We start from the raw sequence: 17,610 nt of genomic DNA, 5'->3' as shown, positions 1-17,610 counted from the left end.
TCGTTCGACTTGCATGTGTTAAGCACGCCGCCAGCGTTCGTCCTGAGCCAGGATCAAACTCTCCGTGAATGTGTACCCGTAATCGGGTGCCACACCACGAGAGCGGAACCACCGGAGGAATAGTCCGGCGGTTCACAGCGTCCTCGCTGTGTGTATTTCAAAGGAACCTCGACCATCCGAAACCGGATGGACGGGGTATCAACATATCTGGCGTTGACTTTTGGCACGCTGTTGAGTTCTCAAGGAACGGACGCTTCCTTCGTACTCACCCTCTCGGGCTTTCCTCCGGGCGCTTCCCTTCGGTGTTTCCGCTTCCGACTCTATCAGACCTTTTCGATCCGATTTCCTCGGCGCTTTCCAGGTCGACGCTTTTCGCGTTTCCCTTTCCGGCGGACCCGACTTTATCAGAAGTTTCGGGCCGGTCCGACCGGCCTCTGCTTTCCGATTCATCGGGAGAGGCTTCCTCGAAAGAAGTGTTTCAAGAAGCAGACAGATTCTCACTGTCACCGTCCTGGAGAGTGGCCGTACGGCTACTCATCTCCAGGCAACTGTTCGAATCTACCTCCCCACAGGCGCCGTGTCAACGGCTTCCCTCGGGGCGATGAGGACACTAGCAGCTCACCAGGCCCGTCCGCACATCAGGCCGCGGTCGGCAGGGTGGCGCTGCGCTCGGACGCGTCTAGGTCCCCGGTCTGGCCGGCCCGGGCCGCACGTCCGCCGACGATCCACACGTAGGCCAGGAAGGCCAGTTCCGCCACGACCCCGATGGTGATGCGGGCCCAGGTGGGCAGGCCGGACGGGGTGACGAAGCCTTCGATGGCGCCGGAGACGAAGAGGACGACGGCGAGACCGATGGCCATGGCGAGCGCGGCCCTGCCCTCTTCCGCGAGTGCCTGGCGGCGCAGACGTGGGCCGGGGTCGATCAGGGTCCAGCCGAGACGCAGCCCGGTGCCGGCGGCGACGAAGACTGCGGTCAGTTCGAGGAGGCCGTGGGGCAGGACCAGGCCGAGGAAGGTGTCGAGCCGGCCCGCCGATCCCATCAGCCCGAAGCCGACGCCCAGGTTGAGCATGTTCTGGAAGAGGATCCAGATCACCGGCAGACCGAGGAAGACGCCCAGGATCAGGCAGAGGGCCGCCGCCCAGGCGTTGTTCGTCCAGACCTGGGCGGCGAACGACGCGGCGGGGTTGCTCGAGTAGTAGGTCTCGTACTGTCCGCCGGGGCGGGTGAGCTCGCGGAGTTCGCTCGGGGCCGCGATGGAAGCCTGGACCTCCGGGTGGGTGCCGATCCACCAGCCCAGGAGCGCGGCGACGGCCGTGGACAGCAGTGCGGTCGGCACCCACCAGTGGCGGGACGTGTAGACGGCTGCCGGGAAGCTGTGGCCGAAGAAGTGGGTGACGTCCCGCCAAGAGGCGCGGCGGGTGCCGGTCACCGCGCTGCGCGCGCGGGCCACCAGTCCGCTGAGCCGTCCGGTCAGCTGCGGGTCGGGGGCCGCGGACTGGATCAGGGAAAGATGGGTGGCGGTGCGTTGGTAGAGGACGACGAGTTCGTCGGTCTCGGCACCGTTGAGGCGGCGCTGGCGCCGGAGCAGGGAGTCGAGGCGGTCCCACTCCGCGCGGTGGGCGGAGACGAAGACATCCAGGTCCATCGGTGTGCCTGCTCCTCGGCTGTGCGACTGGGTCGGCGTGGTCGGCTTGTCGTACTGCGTGGGGCAACAGCTTGGCAGACTGGCGGGATGAGTGGCATGGCGAGGGAAGGGCGGCGGGCGTGAGTGAGCTGGTGACGGGCGAGGCGGTGGCTTTGGAGCTGCGCCCGGCGAGGTTGCCCAGCCGGGCGTTGGCGGTGCTGCTCGACCTGGCGGCCGCCATGGCGGTCTACATCGGGCTGACCATCCTGGTGGTGGCGGCCACGGCGTCGTTGGACGAGGCGGCGCAGACCGCGATATCCCTGTCCCTGTTTCTGCTGACCCTGGTGGGCGGGCCGATCCTGATCGAGACGCTGACCCACGGGAAGTCCCTGGGGAAGCTGGCCTGCGGCCTGCGGGTGGTGCGGGACGACGGGGGGCCGATCCGGTTCCGGCACTCGCTGGTGCGGGGACTGATCGGGGTGATCGAGATTCTGATGACGCTCGGTGTGGTCGCCTGCATCGCCTCGCTGGTCTCGGCGCGTGGGCGGCGGCTCGGGGACGTCTTCGCGGGGACGCTCGTCGTACGGGAGCGGGTGCCGGCCGGGCGGTCCGGTTACGTGCCGCCTCCCCCACCCTGGCTGGCCGGACGGTTCCAAGGGCTCGATCTGTCGGCGGTGCCCGACGGGCTGTGGCTGGCGGTGCGCCAGTACCTCACGCGGATGGGGCAGCTGGACCCGCAGGTCGGCTCGGCCATGGCACAGCGGCTGGCCTCGGACCTGGCGGACCGTACAGGGGCCCCCGTGCCGCCGGGGGTGCAGCCGGCGGCCTATCTGGCGGCGGTGCTGCAGGAGCGGCAGGCGAGGGAGGCCCGGCGGGCCTTCGGCAACGGTGCGGCGGCGGGCGGTCGGCCCGGTGGCGGGGCGGCCGGTCCCACCGGCCCCTACGGCCCGCCCGCTCCCGCGCAGGGTCCCTACGGGCCGCCCGCATATCCGGCAGCGACCGCCGCTCCGGCTCCTTCTGCTCCGCCCGCCACTGCTCCTGCTTCCCCTACGCCCCCTCCCGCTCCCACTCCTCCCCCGTCCGCGACGTCCCCGGCGCGGAGTTCGCAGGAGCAGGAGGACGGACCGTCGGGCGGCGGGTACCGCGGAGGTTTCGCGCCGCCCGCGTAGCCGGGCCGGGGGTCGGTCCGGTCAGGCGAAGACGGACGGCGGCGACTCGAGGTCCTCCAGCTCGATGCCAGGGGCCGAGAGGACGACGTCGCCGGCCAGGTGGACGGGGTGCTGCTCTCCGGTGTCCAGGGCCGTGACCTGGTATTCCTCCACGGTCAGGGGGCCGTTGTCAGTGGCGTGTGCTTCTCTCTTCACCAGGGCCCAGGACTGGTCGACAGTGCGGGGGGCGAGGACCGGGTCCGTGAAGGCGACGAGACGGACGCGGGTGGCCGACGCGGAGGGGGTGAGGCGCAGCAGCCGCGCGGTGGCGACGAGGAAGGCCGGGGACGAGCCGGTGAAGGCGTGGGCGCGCACATTCCCTTCGGTGGCGTGGGTTCCGGTGGGGTCGGTGCGGACCCAGGTGACGCCGTCGAGGGCGGCGCCGCGGACCTGCCAGCTCCCGGCGTGGAGTTCGAGGCGGATGGGCCGGCCGAGTTCGTCGAGCGCGAGGTCGACGGAGCCCAGGTCGTCGCCGGAGGAGGGGGCGGTGAGCCGGGAGACGTAGCGCCAGCCGGAGGGGCCGGGGGCGCACTGGAAGTGTTCGTCCGCGAGGGGGGTGTGATCGTGCGGATCGTGGAGCGAATAACGGCCGCGGGGCATGGGGGTCCTGGGTCGTGACGGATCGGTCCCGCGGGGGACGGCCCGGCGGACCGGCCCGGCGGGGAAACGCGGGCAGGCCCCCCGGCACGGGGGTGCGGGGGGCCTGCCTCGGGGACCTGCTGCCGGCGGGTGCGTCCGCGGGTGACGGCGTGGACGCGCCCGGCCCGGTGGGCGTCCGGCTCAGTACCGGTAGTGGTCCGACTTGTAGGGGCCTTCGACCTCCACGCCGATGTACTCGGCCTGCTCGGGGCGGAGCGTCGTGAGCTTCACGCCGAGCGCGTCGAGGTGCAGGCGGGCGACCTTCTCGTCGAGGTGCTTGGGCAGCACGTAGACGCCGGTCGGGTACGCGTCGGGCTTGGTGAACAGCTCGATCTGGGCCAGGGTCTGGTCCGCGAAGGAGTTGGACATCACGAACGACGGGTGACCGGTGGCGTTGCCCAGGTTCAGCAGACGGCCCTCGGACAGGACGATGATCTTCTTGCCGTCGGGGAAGGTCCAGGTGTGGACCTGGGGCTTGATCTCGTCCTTGACGATGCCGGGGACCTTGGCGAGGCCGGCCATGTCGATCTCGTTGTCGAAGTGGCCGATGTTGCCCACGATCGCCTGGTGCTTCATCTTGGCCATGTCGGAGGCCATGATGATGTCCTTGTTGCCGGTCGTGGTGATGAAGATGTCGGCCGTCTCGACGACCTCGTCGAGCGTCGTGACCTGGTAGCCGTCCATCGCGGCCTGCAGGGCGCAGATCGGGTCGATCTCGGTGATGATCACGCGGGCGCCCTGGCCGCGCAGGGACTCCGCGCAGCCCTTGCCGACGTCGCCGTAGCCGAACACGACGGCGGTCTTGCCGCCGATGAGGGTGTCGGTGGCGCGGTTGATGCCGTCGATCAGGGAGTGGCGGCAGCCGTACTTGTTGTCGAACTTCGACTTGGTGACGGCGTCGTTGACGTTGATCGCCGGGAACAGCAGGGTGCCGTCGCGCTGCATCTCGTACAGGCGGTGGACGCCGGTGGTGGTCTCCTCGGTGACCCCGCGGATCTCGGAGGAGAGCTGGGTCCACTTCTGCGGGTTCTCGCTCAGGGTGCGGTTGAGCAGTTCGAGGATGACCCGGTGCTCGTCGGACTCGGCGGTGTCGGGCGAGGGTGCCTTGCCGTCCTTCTCGTACTCGACGCCCTTGTGGACGAGGAGGGTGGCGTCACCGCCGTCGTCGAGGATCATGTTGGGGCCGCCGGTGGGGCTGTCCGGCCAGGTCAGCGCCTGCTCGGTGCACCACCAGTACTCCTCGAGGGTCTCGCCCTTCCAGGCGAAGACCGGGACGCCCTGCGGGTTGTCGGGCGTGCCGTTCGGGCCGACGGCGATGGCGGCCGCGGCGTGGTCCTGGGTGGAGAAGATGTTGCAGGACGCCCAGCGGACCTCGGCGCCCAGGGCGACGAGGGTCTCGATGAGGACGGCGGTCTGCACGGTCATGTGCAGGGAGCCGGTGACGCGGGCGCCGGCCAGCGGCTGCGCCTCGGCGTACTCCTTGCGGATCGCCATCAGGCCCGGCATCTCGTGCTCGGCGAGGGTGATCTCCTTGCGGCCGAACTCGGCCAGGGAGAGGTCGGCGACCTTGAAGTCCTGTCGGTTGTCGACAGTCGTCATTGCGAGCTGCTCCTCGGGGTGTGGGTCGAGGTGGGTACGGCTGGTCTGCGCGGCGGCGGACACCCATGTGCCCGGGGAGGACACTGGCATGCCCGCGTACGCGCAGCGCAGTCCGTCGGAGGCCCTCTCTCCCTCGGCCGGTCCGCACGGGACCGCCCGACCGCCATCAGCAGCGACGTCTGGCTCCGTCCCAAGCTACACCGCGGCCACCGGCCGACCCCAGTCCGTCACCGCATACATCAAGCCGATCACGGATTGTCAGCGGTGGCGGGCTTCCTCGGCCGGGCGTGTCAGTGCGCGGAGGGGTCCGGGGCGGGTCCGCCGGGGGTGGCCTCGGGGTCGGCGCCCTTGGCGGCCTCGGCCGCCTTGTAGATGTCGGGCTCCAGGTAGATCACGCGGGCGATGGGGACGGCCTCGCGGATGCGGGCCTCGGCGGCGTCGATGGCCGCGGCGATCCGGACCGCCGTGTCGTCGTGGCGCACGGCGATCTTGGCGGCGACCAGCAGTTCCTCGGGGCCGAGGTGGAGGGTGCGCATGTGGATGATGCGGGTGACGGTGTCGCCGTCGACGAGGGCTGCCTCGATCCTGCGGGTCTCCTCCGGGCCGGCCGACTCGCCGAGCAGCAGCGACTTGGTCTCCAGGGCGAGGACGAGGGCGATCAGGATGAGGAGGATGCCGATGCAGAGGGTGCCGATGCCGTCCCAGACGCTGTCGCCGGTGAGCAGGGCGAGTCCCACACCGCCGAGGGCGAGGACCAGGCCGACGAGGGCGCCGAGGTCCTCCAGGAGGACGACCGGGAGCTCGGGCGCCTTGGAATGGCGGACGAACTCCTTCCAGGAGCGCCTGCCGCGCACCGCGTTGGACTCCTTGATCGCGGTGCGGAAGGAGAAGGACTCGGCGATGATCGCGAAGACGAGGACGCCGACCGGCCAGTACCAGTGCGTCAGCTCGTGCGGGTGCTTGATCTTCTCGTAGCCCTCGTAGAGGGCGAACATGCCGCCGACCGAGAAGAGCACGATGGACACCAGGAAGGCGTAGATGTAGCGCTCGCGGCCGTAGCCGAAGGGGTGCTCGGGCGTGGCCTTGCGCTGGGCCCGTTTGCCGCCGACCAGGAGCAGGGCCTGGTTGCCGGAGTCGGCGAGGGAGTGCACGGACTCGGCGAGCATCGACGAGGAGTTGCTGAAGAGGAACGCCACGAACTTCGCTACCGCGATCGCGAGGTTGGCGGCGAGGGCCGCCACGATCGCCTTGGTGCCGCCTGACGCGCTCATGTGTCCGCGTGGTCCCTTCGTACGCCGTGTTCGGGGTCCGGACGGGCGCGGGCGTGCGCCCGTCCGGAAGTGGTCCCGTCGTGTGACGGGGCGCCATTGTTGCAGCCCCGCCGGGTACGGCGCGTCAGGTACCGCTCACGCGGAGGTCAGACGACGACGGTGGCCCGGAACAGGGTTCCGGCGCCGGTCACTTCGGCCTTCTCCCCGGCCGGGACGAACACGGACGTGCCCGGGGTGAGGTCGAGTCCGCCCGCCCGGACGCCGCCGGCCGTGCAGAGCAGGATCTGCGCGGTGTCCAGGGTGAGGTCGTGGGTGGCGCCGCCCTCGGGGAGGACGTACCGGGACAGCCGGAACTCGTCGGTGGGGGTCTCGTAGACCTCCTCGCCGTCGGGTGCGGCCTCCGGGCGGAGGATGCCGGCGTCGCGGGACTCGAAGCGGACGATGCGCAGGAGTTCCGGGACGTCGACGTGCTTGGGGGTGAGGCCGCAGCGCAGCACGTTGTCGGAGTTGGCCATGATCTCGACGGCGAGGCCGTCGAGGTAGGCGTGCGGGACGCCGGCGCCGAGGAAGAGGGCCTCACCGGGCTGGAGCCGGACGTGGTTGAGGAGCATCGCGGCGATGACGCCGGGGTCGCCGGGATAGTGGTGGGCGATGCCCGCGTAGGGGGCGTAGTCGCCGCCGAGGCGGTCACAGGCCGCGGCGGTCTCGGCGACCGTGCGGGCCATGTCCTCGGGGTCGGCGGTCAGGACGGCGGTGAGGACCTCGCGCAGGGCCGCGTCCTCGGGGCGGGCGTGCAGGAGGTCGACGTAGGGCTTGAGGGAGCCGACGCCGAGGCCGTCGAGGAGTTCGGCGGCGCGCAGCGGGTCGCGGAAGCCGCACAGGCCGTCGAACTCGGTGAGCGCGCAGACCAGTTCGGGCTTGTGGTTGGCGTCCTTGTAGTTGCGGTGCGGGGCGGTGACGGGGACACCGCGCCGTTCCTCGTCGGCGTAGCCCTCCCTCGCCTGCTCCAGGTCGGGGTGGACCTGGAGGGAGAGCGGTGCGCCGGCGGCGAGCAGCTTGAGCAGGAAGGGCAGCCGGGGGCCGAACCGGGCGACCGCGGGGGCGCCGAGTTCCTTCTCCGGGTCGGCGTCGATGACCTCGACGAGGGTGCCCCGCGCGGTGCGGGAGGGGGCCCCCGGGTGGGCGCCCATCCACATCTCCGCCTGTGGCTCGCCGGTCGGCTCGGTGCCGAGCAGGTGCGGGATGGCGGTGGTGGACCCCCAGGCGTAGGGGCGGACGGTGTTGTCGAGGCGGTCCATGGTGGTTCTGGGTTTCCTTCTGCCGGTTCTGGTGCGGACGCGGTGCGGGCCGGGCCTTCCCGGGCGTGATCAGCGTCCCGAGGCGATCGCGAGGTAGACGGCGGCGAAATCCGTGACGGCGATCAGTTCGGCGAGGGTCTCCAGCTCGCCGCCCGCCTCGGGTTCCAGCTCGCTGATCGGTGTGTCGTGGCTGAGCGCGAGCTCCCGGGCGGCCGGGGCAGCGGTGAGCCCGCCGATGGGGCGGTCGCGGAGGAGGACCACGCGTGCGTGCAGGGCGGGCGCCTCCTCGACGCGGTCGCGGAAGAAGTCGTCCGGGTCGGCGCCGGCGGCGAGCGGGCCTGCGAGCAGGGCGCTGTGCGCGGCGAGCGCCTCGGGGAGTTCGGCGACGACGGCGGGGCGGCCGGAGAGCTCGGCGAGCGCGGCGGCGAAGCGGCGGCCGGCGGGACCGGCCGAGACGCCCTCGGTCCACACGACGGGCAGCGCGTCGGCGAGTTCGGCGGCGAGGGTCTTGGCCGGATTGCTGTAGGCGGCGATGGCAGGGCCGCACTGTTCGGCGATCTTGTCGAGGCGGTCGGCGACCTTCTCCAGGGCCTCCGGCGGGGCGGCGAGCAGGCCGGTGCGGTCCAGCAGCGCGATCAGCGGGGTGAGCAGGGCCCACAGGACGCCGGGCGCGGCGGCGGCGAGGGGTTCGTCCGCGTCCTGGGGTGCGCTCGCCATGGGGATGAACAGGCCGTGGGAGCCGTTCACCGATTCCGCGAGCGGGCTGCGGGCGGGGGCGACGGCGACGACGGCGCAGCCGCGGCGGTAGGCCTGCTCGGCGAGCAGGGACAAGCCGGGTTCGGAGCCGTCGGGCGTGGCGATCAGCAGCAGGTCGACGGAGCCGGCCCAGCCGGGCAGCTCCCAGCGCAGGGCTCCGGCGGCGGGCGCGACGCCGGTCGGGGCGAGCCGGGTGACGGGGCTGCCGGCTCCGGCCAGTGTGCCGAGCAGGTCGGCGGCCTGGGTGGCGGCGGCGCCGGGGCCGGCGATGAGGACGGCGCGGGGGCGCCCGTCGGGTTTGAGGTCGCGCACGCCGGCCTCGGCGGCGTGCCGGGACGCGGTGCGGACCCGGGCACCGGCCTCGGCGGCGCCGCGGAGCAGCCCGCGGTGGTCGGCCTCGGCGAGGCCCTCCGGTGAGTCGAGCAGCGATTCGTCGAGCATGGGGGCGGCAGCCTCCGATCGGCGGGGCTTCGGTACGCGGGGGGGGCGCCGGTCGCTGATGCGCCGGGTGCGCCGTTACTCGGGGCGGCGGGCCTCGTCGACGAGCAGCACGGGGATGCCGTCGCGGACCGGGTAGGCCAGACCGCAGTCCTGACCGGTGCAGGTCAGCTCGGAGTCCCGCTCCTCGAGCGCGGAGTGGCAGGCCGGGCAGGCGAGGATCTCCAGGAGGCCGGCTTCGAGCGGCATGGGGACTTCCCTTCGGACGGGGTGGTGCGCACGGGCGCGGGTATGCGGATGTGCCTGGTCAGGGTACCGCCGGTGGCGCGGGCTCGGGCGACCGCGTGGACGGCGGCCGCCCGACCCGGGGGGCGTTCAGCCGCGGATGAGGGCCAGGACCTCGTCGCGGACGCGGGCCATGGTGGCGGCGTCGCGTGCCTCGGCGTTCAGGCGGAGGAGCGGTTCGGTGTTGGAGGGGCGGACGTTGAACCACCAGTCGGTGCCGGTGACGGTGAGTCCGTCGAGTTCGTCGAGGGTGACGCCGTCCCGGCCGTCGTAGGCGGCCCTGATCGCGGCGAGGCGGGCGGTCTGGTCGTCGACGGTGGAGTTGATCTCGCCGGAGCCGGCGTAGCGGTCGTACTGCGCGACCAGGGCGGACAGCGTGCCGTCCTGCTCGCCGAGCGCGGCGAGGACGTGCAGGGCGGCCAGCATGCCGGTGTCGGCGTTCCAGAAGTCCCGGAAGTAGTAGTGGGCCGAGTGCTCGCCGCCGAAGATCGCGCCGGTCCGGGCCATCTCGGCCTTGATGAAGGAGTGTCCGACCCGGGTGCGGACGGGGGTACCGCCGTGTTCGGCGACGACCTCGGGCACGGACCAGGAAGTGATCAGGTTGTGGATGATCATGCCGGTGCCGCCGTTGCGGGCGAGCTCGCGGGCGGCGACGAGGGCGGTGACGGCCGACGGGGAGACGGGCTCGCCCCGCTCGTCGACGACGAAGCAGCGGTCGGCGTCGCCGTCGAAGGCGAGGCCGAGGTCCGCGTCCTCCTCGCGGACCCGCTTCTGGAGGTCGGCGAGGTTGGCCGGGTCGAGGGGGTTGGCCTCGTGGTTGGGGAAGGTGCCGTCGAGCTCGAAGTACATCGGGACGAGGGTGAGCGGCAGCCCGGCGAACACGGTGGGAACGGTGTGGCCGCCCATGCCGTTGCCCGCGTCGACGACGACCTTCAGCGGCCGGATGGAGGTCAGGTCGACGAGGGAGCGCAGGTGGGCCGCGTAGTCGTCCAGCGTGTCGCGGGTGCCGACGGTGCCGACGACGGCCGCCGGTCCGGGGGCGCCGCCCTCGCTCCACTGCTCGACGAGGGCGCGGATCTCGGCGAGACCGGTGTCCTGGCCGACGGGGGACGCTCCCGCGCGGCACAGCTTGATCCCGTTGTAGCGGGCGGGGTTGTGCGAGGCGGTGAACATGGCGCCCGGCAGGTCCAGCGCGCCCGAGGCGTAGTACAGCTGGTCCGTGGAGCACAGGCCGATCTCGGTCACGTCGGCGCCGAGGGCCGCCGCGCCGCGCGCGAAGGCCCGGGACAGTCCGGGTGAACTGGGCCGCATGTCGTGTCCGGTGACGAGGGCGCGCGCGCCGGTCACCCGGGCGAAGGCGGCGCCGAACAGCTCGGCCAGCGGCTCGTCCCACTGGTCGGGGACGACTCCGCGCACGTCGTACGCCTTCACGATCTGCGACAGGTCAGCAGCCACGGCCAGCCTTTCCGGAATTCAATCGGGTCCGTTCGGCCCCCACACAAACTACCGGCAGGGTTCGACACCGACCCAGGGTGTTCGGAAGTGACAGACTCCGGGACGAACGGCGAGCGCAGCGCCCCGTCAGTTGTCGGGCGAGCGCAGGACGCGCAGGTGGCCGCGGCGGGCGACCTCCATGGGGTCCGCGGCACGCGCTCCGCCGCCCGCTCCCGCCGCCCGCTCCTGGGGGCGGGCGGCCTCGCGCACGGCGTTGGCCAGGGCCTCCAGGTCGTCGCCGCTGGGCTGGGCGGGGGCCGAGCCGTCGAGGAGCCTGACGACTTCCCAGCCCCGGGGCGCGGTGAGGCGCTCGGAGTGCTCGGCGCAGAGGTCGTAGCAGTGGGGTTCGGCGTAGGTGGCGAGGGGGCCGAGGACCGCGGTCGAGTCGGCGTAGACGTACGTCAGCGTCGCGACGGCGGGACGGCCGCAAGCGGTGCGCGAACAGCGACGTACAGGGCTCACGATGTTGGACGGTACCGCACTCTTGAGCGGGCCGCGACGACTCTCCACCAGGTCACTCCACCGTGTCGTGGCGTGAAACGCCCCACACGCCCCGCTGGTCCGGGCGGGCCGAGCTGCCTCGACGCGCTGGTGCGGGGCCCCGGACGATTCTGATTCCGGTCACCAGTTGGCACAAACTTCGTCAATTGTTGTGAGGGGAGTCGCTCGAAGGGGATACCGAATCGAGCCCAACCTTGGCTGAAATGGTCATCCGGTGACATGCCGTGCAGCGCGGCGGGAAGACCCGGGGAGCCGGGCGGCAGGGTCCCGTGACGACTACCCTGCACTGTGATGGACAACCCTGTGACGCCCTGTGCCGCCGGCCGCCCCGGGCCCCGCCGTCGTGATCGCCACGGACGGGGCATGCGCGGCCCGATCGCACCTCCCCAGGTGCCCCTCGCGGCCAGCCGGGCGGAGCTGTTCGCGGACCTGGTGCAGGACTCGGTCGAGCGCCTCGAACGACGCTGGCCGCAGCTCGCCGACATCGATTTCCTGGTGCTGGAGGTGCCCCGGCTGGACGGGAGCGCCGCCGGGACCGGTACCGGGTGGGGCGACGAGTCGGTGCCGCTGGGCGGGACCGTCGCGGCCCGGGACGGACGTCCCGCACGGGTGGTGGTCTACCGGCGGCCGGTGGAGATCCGCACCAAGGGCCGCGACGAGCGGGCGCTGCTGGTCCACGAGGTCGTCGTGGAACAGGTCGCCGAGGTGCTGGGGCTCACCCCGGAGACCGTGGACCCCCGGTACGGGGAGGACTGACCGGACCCGCCCCGGGCCTGCGCACGGCACCTGCGCACGGCCGCCCCCGGACCGCTCACTTCTGCAGGACCGACAGGTCCTCCCGGGCCCGCGGCACGCTGACCAGGCCCCGGTCGTCCGGCAGGGGCTGCACGGTGAAGGCCGGGACGCCGTCGTCGGTGGCGGTCAGGGTGCGGGACGCGTAGACGGGCGTGGCGCCCGGCTCCGGTTCCACGGTGAGCGCGTACGTGCCCTTCAGGCCGCCCGGCACCGGTGCCTCGATGTGCTGCGTGGTGCCGGACTTGATCGTGTACGTCTTGGCCTCCGGGGTGCCGCCCTCGCTGCCCGCCGACGCGGTCACCTTGACCTTGGCGGTGCCCTCGGGCGCGGTGACGGCCAGGACGGTGCCCTTGGCGGTGTTGCCGGCGGCCGTGGCGCGGGCACCGACCGGGCGGGCGGCGGGGATGAACGCCGACTCCTGGGCGTCGCCCTTGCCCCGCAGCACGCGGACCGCCGCCACCACCGGCACGGAGCGGCCGGTCGGGGTCAGCACCAGGGAGCCGGCCTCGCCGCGGGTGACGTCGCCGAGGTCGACGGCGGTCGTCATCCCGGCCTTCACGTGCACGGTCTCGTGGCCGGCCGGGGTGATCGGGCCGGAGGGCGAGGCCAGCCGCACCTTCAGGTCGGCGTCGGTGCTGCCGGGGGTGAAGAGGACCAGGCGGACGGCGGTGGCGTCCTTCGGGATGCCCGGCAGGATCAGGCTGCCGGAGGGATCGGCCGAGGCGGCCAGCCAGTCGCCGCCCAGCTTGTCGTCCAGCGCCTGGACGGCCGCGCCGACCCGTCCGCTGCGGACGACGACGTGCACGGTCACGTTGGTCTGCTCCGCCTCGGTGAGCGTGGACAGCAGGACCGGCTCGGTGGAGTTCGGCTGCACCGTGATGCCGTCCGCGACGACCGTCTTCAGGGCGCCGTCCTTGCCGTACAGCTCGATGTCCACGACGGCGGCGGAGTCGTCGGGGTTGGTCAGATGGACGTAATCGGTGCGGTCGCTGTCCGTGCTCGCGCCGGGGAACCAGAACTCGGTGTCGGGGGCGGTGCAGGAGACGCCCTGCAGGCCGCGGCCCGTGCCCGCGGCCACCTCGGTGGTCTGCTGGACGGTCCAGCCGGGGGCGAAGCGGCCCTCGGCGCTGCCGGTCAGGGCGGGGGCCTCGCCGCCACTGGCGTCGGCCGTGACCGGCTTGCCGGGCTCCTCGGGTGCCAGGACGGGCTTGTCGGCCTTCTCGCCGCCCGACTTCGCCCCGTCGGTGCCCTCGTCCTCCGCCTTCTCCCCGTCCTTGCCCCCGTCCTCCCCGTCGGTCTTCTCGCCGTCGTCCTTGTCGCCGTCCTTCTTCCCGTCCTCGTCGGCCTTGCCGTCGTCCGCCGGCTTCTTGTCGACGGCGTGCAGCGCGGCCGCGCCCTTGCCGTCCGCGCCGTCCGTGGTGGGCGTGAAGGACGTGTACGTCGTCTCGGCGAGGTCCGAGGTGCTGGGCGCCGGGCAGACCAGGCTGGTGCGTTCCACCGGCAGGCGGGCGGCAGCGGTTCCCGCGGTGTCCTCCACGGGCTCCGGGGCGGACAGCGCGGCGAAGCCGGTGACGGCGGCCAGCGCGGTCGCCACGGCGATCAGGGACAGGGTGGGGCGGTTCACTGCTGACTCCCGTCGGGACGCTCATGGCCCGTGCCGTGCGGGTGGTTCTGCTGCTGCGGGTCGTACGGCGTGCCGTAGTCCTGCGCGGACGCCGGGTCGTAGCCCTGCTGCCCGTACGACGACGGGTCGTACGCGGGCTGCTCCGGCGAGCCGCCATAGGCGTACGGGTCGTACTGGCCCTGCTGGTAGGTGTCCTGCTGGTAGGCGCCCTGCTGGTAGGCGCCCTGCCGGTACTGGCCCTGGTGGTAGGGGTCCTGCGGGTACGGCTCCTGCGGGTACGGGCGCCCGTAGCCGTCCGTCGCCCACTGCTGGTGGCCGTCGCCGTCCGCGCCACCGCGCTGGGCGCCGGTGGCGTACGCGGGGTCGGCGTACTCCCCGGCCTGCCGCTCGGCGTGGTCCGGCTGGGACGGCACGGTCACGGGCGGCTGCGGCGGCGGGGCGGGTGCCTCCCCGTCCGGGTCGGCGGGCGGACCGTCGTGGGCCGCCTCGGCCTCGGCCTGGGCCCGCAGGCGGCGGGCGCGGCGGCCGTCCCCGGCCAGGTCCTCGGCCGTCACGGCGGGCTCCTCGGGCAGATCGTCGTCGATGTCGCGGCGCCGCCCGGGCAGCGCCATGACGACCAGGACGACGGCCAGCAGACCCTGCGCCCACAGCCAGGCGGTGTGGGAGAACGGCTCGTCGTAGATGACGTCCAGCCGGCCGCCGGAGGCGGGCAGTTCGAAGCCCTGCGCCCAGCCGTCGACGGTGGTGCGGGTGAGCTGCCGGCCGTCGAGGGTGGCGGTCCAGCCCTCGGCGGCCGTGTCGGCGAGGCGCAGGATGCGGCCCTCGGGGCCGTCCGGGATCTCGGTGTGGATCTCGACGGGTCCGGCGGCGACCGGCCGCACCTCGCCGCCGGTGCCGTCGGCGGGCACGATGCTCGCGCGGGCGACCTCGCGGTCGACCCGCCACAGCGCGCCGCCCGCCTGCTGGCTGAGCCGGCTCAGTCCGGGGGTGGCGTCCAGGACGCGGGCGACCTCGCGGGGCGCGCCCCGGTGGACCATGACGTAGCGGACGGCGAAACCGCCGAGCTGGTCGGCCTGGTCCGCGCCGGATCCGGCGACGAGGTTGGCGACGACCTTGTCGAGGGTGGCGTTCTCGCCGTCGACGGCGGCGGTCTCGGCGTCCCCCATGCGGGCGCCGGAGCCGCGGACCAGCATGTAGCGGACGTCGGCCGCGGAGTCGCTGTCCAGGACGAGGGTGCGGGCCTGGTCGCGGGTGCCGCTCTCCTCGGCGACGAACGCCGGGACCTGGACGGGGTCGCGCCGCTCCAGAGGTCCGTCGGCGCCGCGGATCATCCAGCCGGCGGCGAGGAGCACGGGGCCGACCGCGCAGGCGAGGGCGATCAGGGCGGCGACCGGCTGGCGCCAGCCGAAGCTCTGCTCGGCGACCCGCGCGCGGGCCCCGTCGGCGCCGAGCGTGGCGGCGGCCAGCAGGGCGAGGCCGTAGACCAGGGTGGCGGGGCCGGCCCAGGCCGAATCGTTGGACAGGACCGCGAAGACCAGGCCCACCAGGGCCGCCGCCCAGGCCGTCCGGATGCCCAGGTGGCGCTCGGAGCGCAGGAGGGCGGCGAGGGCGGCGAGCACGACGCCGATCAGCATCAGGCCGCTGACCGTGCCGGGGCCGCCCGGGTTCGCGCCCAGCAGGTCGAGGGCGGACGCGGTGGACGGCTCGTACGCGAGGCCCGCCTCCCGGAAGAACCCGAAGGGCAGCAGGGACAGCGACCAGGGGGCGAGGACCAGCAGGGGGGCGCCCAGCTGTGCCAGGAAGCGGGGCCCGTAGGCGCCGAGGTCGCTGCGGCGCAGGGCGAGGACGCCCAGGCCGAGGACCAGGGCGACGGGCCACACGATCGGGGTGAAGGCGGTGGTCAGGGTCAGCAGGAGGGCGTACGCCCAGGTGGCCCGCCAGCTGCCACGGGTGTCCCCGGAGCCGGTGAGGCCGGCGGCGGCGACGCCCGCGCGGGCGATCAGCGGCAGCAGGACGGCGAGGACGGCGGTGCCGATGCGGCCGCCGGCGAGCGCGCCGGTGGCCGCGGGCAGGAAGGCATAGGCGACGGCCGCCCAGGCCCGCAGCAGCCGGGACTCGACGAGCGGCCGGGAGGCGAAGTACGCGGTGAAGCCGGCCAGCGGGACCGAGCCGACGAGCAGGAGGGTGACGGTGAGTCCGGTCGAGCCCAGCAGCAGGGTCGCGAGGGCGGCCAGCACGGCGAGGTAGGGCGGCGCGGAGCCGGTGCCGCCGGTGCCCACGGCGTGCCAGGCATCGGTGTAGCGCGCCCACAGGTCACCTGCGTCGGCGGGGGCCGGGAGCAGGGCGCCGCCGGCCAGGGCGCCGCCGCCGAGGAGCTGGCGGCAGGCGGTGAGGGAGACGAGCAGCAGCACCAGGAACAGCACCGGGCCCGGTTTGCGGGCGATGCGCTTGAGGCGGGCGAACTGCTCGACCTCCAGGAAGTCGGCGTCGTCGCCGCCCGGCCCGGACTCGACGGCGCCGCCGTGCCGTCCGGCGCCCGAGGTGGCCTCGGGGTCGGAGCGGCCGACGAGGCTGCTCGCGACCTGCTCGACGGTGACGCGGACGGTCGCTCCGGGCGGGGGGAACAGGGGCCGCAGTTCGGCCTTGTCGACCTGCGGGGCGCCGCGGCGGCGCCGTCCGGCGAGGATGCGTTCGGGGCGCAGCAAGGTGCCCATGAGGCCGCGGATCTCGTCGACGGCCTGGCCGGGCACCTTGCCGACGAGGTAGGCGAGGGTGCGCAGCAGGGTGCCGAGGACCAGCCGCAGCAGCACCCACGGGAGGGCGGCGGTGCGGGTGTTGACGAGCAGGGTGTGGACGGCGCCGGCCTTGTCGACCTTGTGCGGGGAGGCGGCGGTGCGGCCCACGCAGTCGACGGTGCGCCGCTCGCGGGAGGCCGCCTCGGCGTGCCGGACGACCGCCTCGGGGGCGATGAGGACGCGGTAACCGGCGGAGTGCGCCCGCCAGCACAGGTCGACGTCGTCGCGCATCAGGGGCAGGTGCCGGTCGAACCCGCCCAGTTCCTCGAAGACGTCACGGCGGATCAGCATGCCCGCGGTGGACACCGACAGCACGGAGCGGACGTGGTCGTGCTGGCCCTGGTCCTGTTCGCGCCGGTCCAGACCCGTCCAGCGGCGGCCGGAGTTGGCGATGGAGACGCCGACCTCCAGCAGTTGCCGGCGGTCGTACCAGCCGCGCAGCTTGGGGCCGACGACGGCGACGTCGTCGCGGCCGAGTTCGTACTCGTTGTCCACCACGCGAAGGAGCTGGGCGAGCGCGTCGGGTTCGGGGGCGCAGTCGTCGTGCAGCAGCCACAGCCACTGCACCGGTTCGCCGTGGGGGAGTTCGGGCAGGTCGTAGGCGTCGTCGCGCCAGCTGCGGGTGACCGGGTCCCAGCCGCTGGGCCGCTTCAGGTAGGGCAGGTCCTCGGGGGTGAGGTGCGGCGCGGTGCGGTCGCACTCCTCGACGGCCTGGCCGAAGCCGGTGCGCCGGGCGAGGTGCAGGACGCGGTCGTCGCCGAGGGCCTCGCCGAGCAGCCGGGCGGAGTCGTCGGCGCTTCCGGTGTCGGCGCCCATGGCGTACTGGACGGGGCGCTCCTGGCCGAGCAGCCCGGAGAGCGCGTCGGGCAGCCAGCGGGTGCCGTCGTGGGAGACGAGGACCGCGGTCACCACATGACGCGGAAACTCGGGAGCGGCGGCGGCGTCTTGGGTGGCTGCCGAGTGGCTGTGCACGGACATCGAGGTACGGGCCCCGGTTCAGTGGACTGAGGTGGACACCTGTGCCCGGTGGGGGCAGCGGGGCGTCTCGGACGAGCGACCACACTAGCGGCTGGCCAGCACAGCGGCCCGCCGCCTGTGGACAACCCACGGGCGACGGGCCGAACGTGATGAATGTGCCGGTATGACGGCCCGGGGCGGCGATGCCGCGCTCCGGGTCCCGGCGGGAAGGGCCGGACCGGTGCGCCCCGCGCGCCGGAAGGCGGCCCGCACGGCCCGCGGCCCGCACCGGCCGACGGCGGCCCCGGGTCCCGGCGGTCTCCCG

Annotated in this window: 13 protein-coding genes and 1 rRNA gene; 2 read left to right on the top strand and 12 right to left on the bottom strand. The window is 73.3% G+C overall.

Translation table 11 applies throughout. The annotated features are described in order from the left end of the window. Together ACIRPP_RS08675 and ACIRPP_RS08670 are read right to left on the bottom strand one after the other, a co-directional pair. Nucleotides 1-69 (bottom strand): 16S ribosomal RNA (locus ACIRPP_RS08675); the annotation flags it as partial. A 569-nt stretch (nt 70-638) separates the two neighbouring features. Continuing rightward, nucleotides 639-1,646, bottom strand: a complete 1,008-nt coding sequence (locus ACIRPP_RS08670; RefSeq protein ID WP_192235271.1) for a stage II sporulation protein M — start codon at nt 1,644-1,646, stop codon at nt 639-641. A gap of 119 nt (nt 1,647-1,765) precedes the next feature. On the opposite strand from ACIRPP_RS08670, the gene ACIRPP_RS08665 reads away from it, so the two are divergent. Continuing rightward, the gene (locus ACIRPP_RS08665; protein ID WP_403639147.1) at nt 1,766-2,794 is read left to right on the top strand and encodes an RDD family protein; all 1,029 of its coding nucleotides are present in this window, start codon (nt 1,766-1,768) and stop codon (nt 2,792-2,794) included. Between the two features lie 21 nt (nt 2,795-2,815). Here the strand turns inward: ACIRPP_RS08665 and ACIRPP_RS08660 are convergent, their stop codons facing one another. From ACIRPP_RS08660 to ACIRPP_RS08625, 8 genes are all read right to left on the bottom strand, one after another. Continuing rightward, complete coding sequence (locus ACIRPP_RS08660; RefSeq protein WP_403639145.1) at nt 2,816-3,433, bottom strand: hypothetical protein; 618 nt, start codon at nt 3,431-3,433, stop codon at nt 2,816-2,818. Nucleotides 3,434-3,613: 180 nt separating this feature from the next. After that, nucleotides 3,614-5,071 carry an adenosylhomocysteinase gene (gene ahcY, locus ACIRPP_RS08655; RefSeq protein WP_403639143.1) on the bottom strand — a complete coding sequence of 486 codons (1,458 nt, stop codon included), beginning with the start codon at nt 5,069-5,071 and terminating at the stop codon, nt 3,614-3,616. A gap of 290 nt (nt 5,072-5,361) precedes the next feature. Further along, nucleotides 5,362-6,342, bottom strand: a complete 981-nt coding sequence (locus ACIRPP_RS08650; RefSeq protein ID WP_403639141.1) for a cation diffusion facilitator family transporter — start codon at nt 6,340-6,342, stop codon at nt 5,362-5,364. A 146-nt stretch (nt 6,343-6,488) separates the two neighbouring features. Then, nucleotides 6,489-7,640: a mannose-6-phosphate isomerase, class I gene (gene manA, locus ACIRPP_RS08645; protein WP_403639139.1), complete on the bottom strand. Its 1,152-nt coding sequence runs from the start codon at nt 7,638-7,640 to the stop codon at nt 6,489-6,491. Between the two features lie 69 nt (nt 7,641-7,709). Then, complete coding sequence (locus ACIRPP_RS08640) at nt 7,710-8,837, bottom strand: SIS domain-containing protein (protein ID WP_403639137.1); 1,128 nt, start codon at nt 8,835-8,837, stop codon at nt 7,710-7,712. 75 nt (nt 8,838-8,912) lie between these two features. After that, nucleotides 8,913-9,083: a Trm112 family protein gene (locus ACIRPP_RS08635; protein ID WP_403639135.1), complete on the bottom strand. Its 171-nt coding sequence runs from the start codon at nt 9,081-9,083 to the stop codon at nt 8,913-8,915. Between the two features lie 126 nt (nt 9,084-9,209). Continuing rightward, complete coding sequence (locus ACIRPP_RS08630; protein ID WP_403639133.1) at nt 9,210-10,574, bottom strand: phosphomannomutase/phosphoglucomutase; 1,365 nt, start codon at nt 10,572-10,574, stop codon at nt 9,210-9,212. Between the two features lie 126 nt (nt 10,575-10,700). Next, nucleotides 10,701-11,123, bottom strand: a complete 423-nt coding sequence (locus tag ACIRPP_RS08625; RefSeq protein WP_164332539.1) for a DUF3499 domain-containing protein — start codon at nt 11,121-11,123, stop codon at nt 10,701-10,703. A gap of 282 nt (nt 11,124-11,405) precedes the next feature. On the opposite strand from ACIRPP_RS08625, the gene ACIRPP_RS08620 reads away from it, so the two are divergent. Beyond that, the gene (locus ACIRPP_RS08620; protein WP_403639131.1) at nt 11,406-11,870 is read left to right on the top strand and encodes a metallopeptidase family protein; all 465 of its coding nucleotides are present in this window, start codon (nt 11,406-11,408) and stop codon (nt 11,868-11,870) included. Between the two features lie 55 nt (nt 11,871-11,925). Here ACIRPP_RS08620 and ACIRPP_RS08615 read toward each other — a convergent pair whose 3' ends face one another. Further along, nucleotides 11,926-13,533, bottom strand: a complete 1,608-nt coding sequence (locus ACIRPP_RS08615) for a DUF5719 family protein (protein ID WP_403639129.1) — start codon at nt 13,531-13,533, stop codon at nt 11,926-11,928. After that, nucleotides 13,530-17,306 carry a glycosyltransferase gene (locus ACIRPP_RS08610; RefSeq protein ID WP_403639127.1) on the bottom strand — a complete coding sequence of 1,259 codons (3,777 nt, stop codon included), beginning with the start codon at nt 17,304-17,306 and terminating at the stop codon, nt 13,530-13,532. The genes ACIRPP_RS08615 and ACIRPP_RS08610 overlap by 4 nt, the downstream gene beginning before the upstream one ends. Nucleotides 17,307-17,610: the final 304 nt, after the last annotated feature.

The sequence above is a fragment of the Streptomyces sp. NPDC101219 genome, assembly GCF_044767675.1.
Taxonomy (GTDB): Bacteria; Actinomycetota; Actinomycetes; order Streptomycetales; family Streptomycetaceae; genus Streptomyces.
Note: the sequence above shows the minus strand (reverse complement) of the source record. Positions and strands in the feature narration are given on the sequence as shown.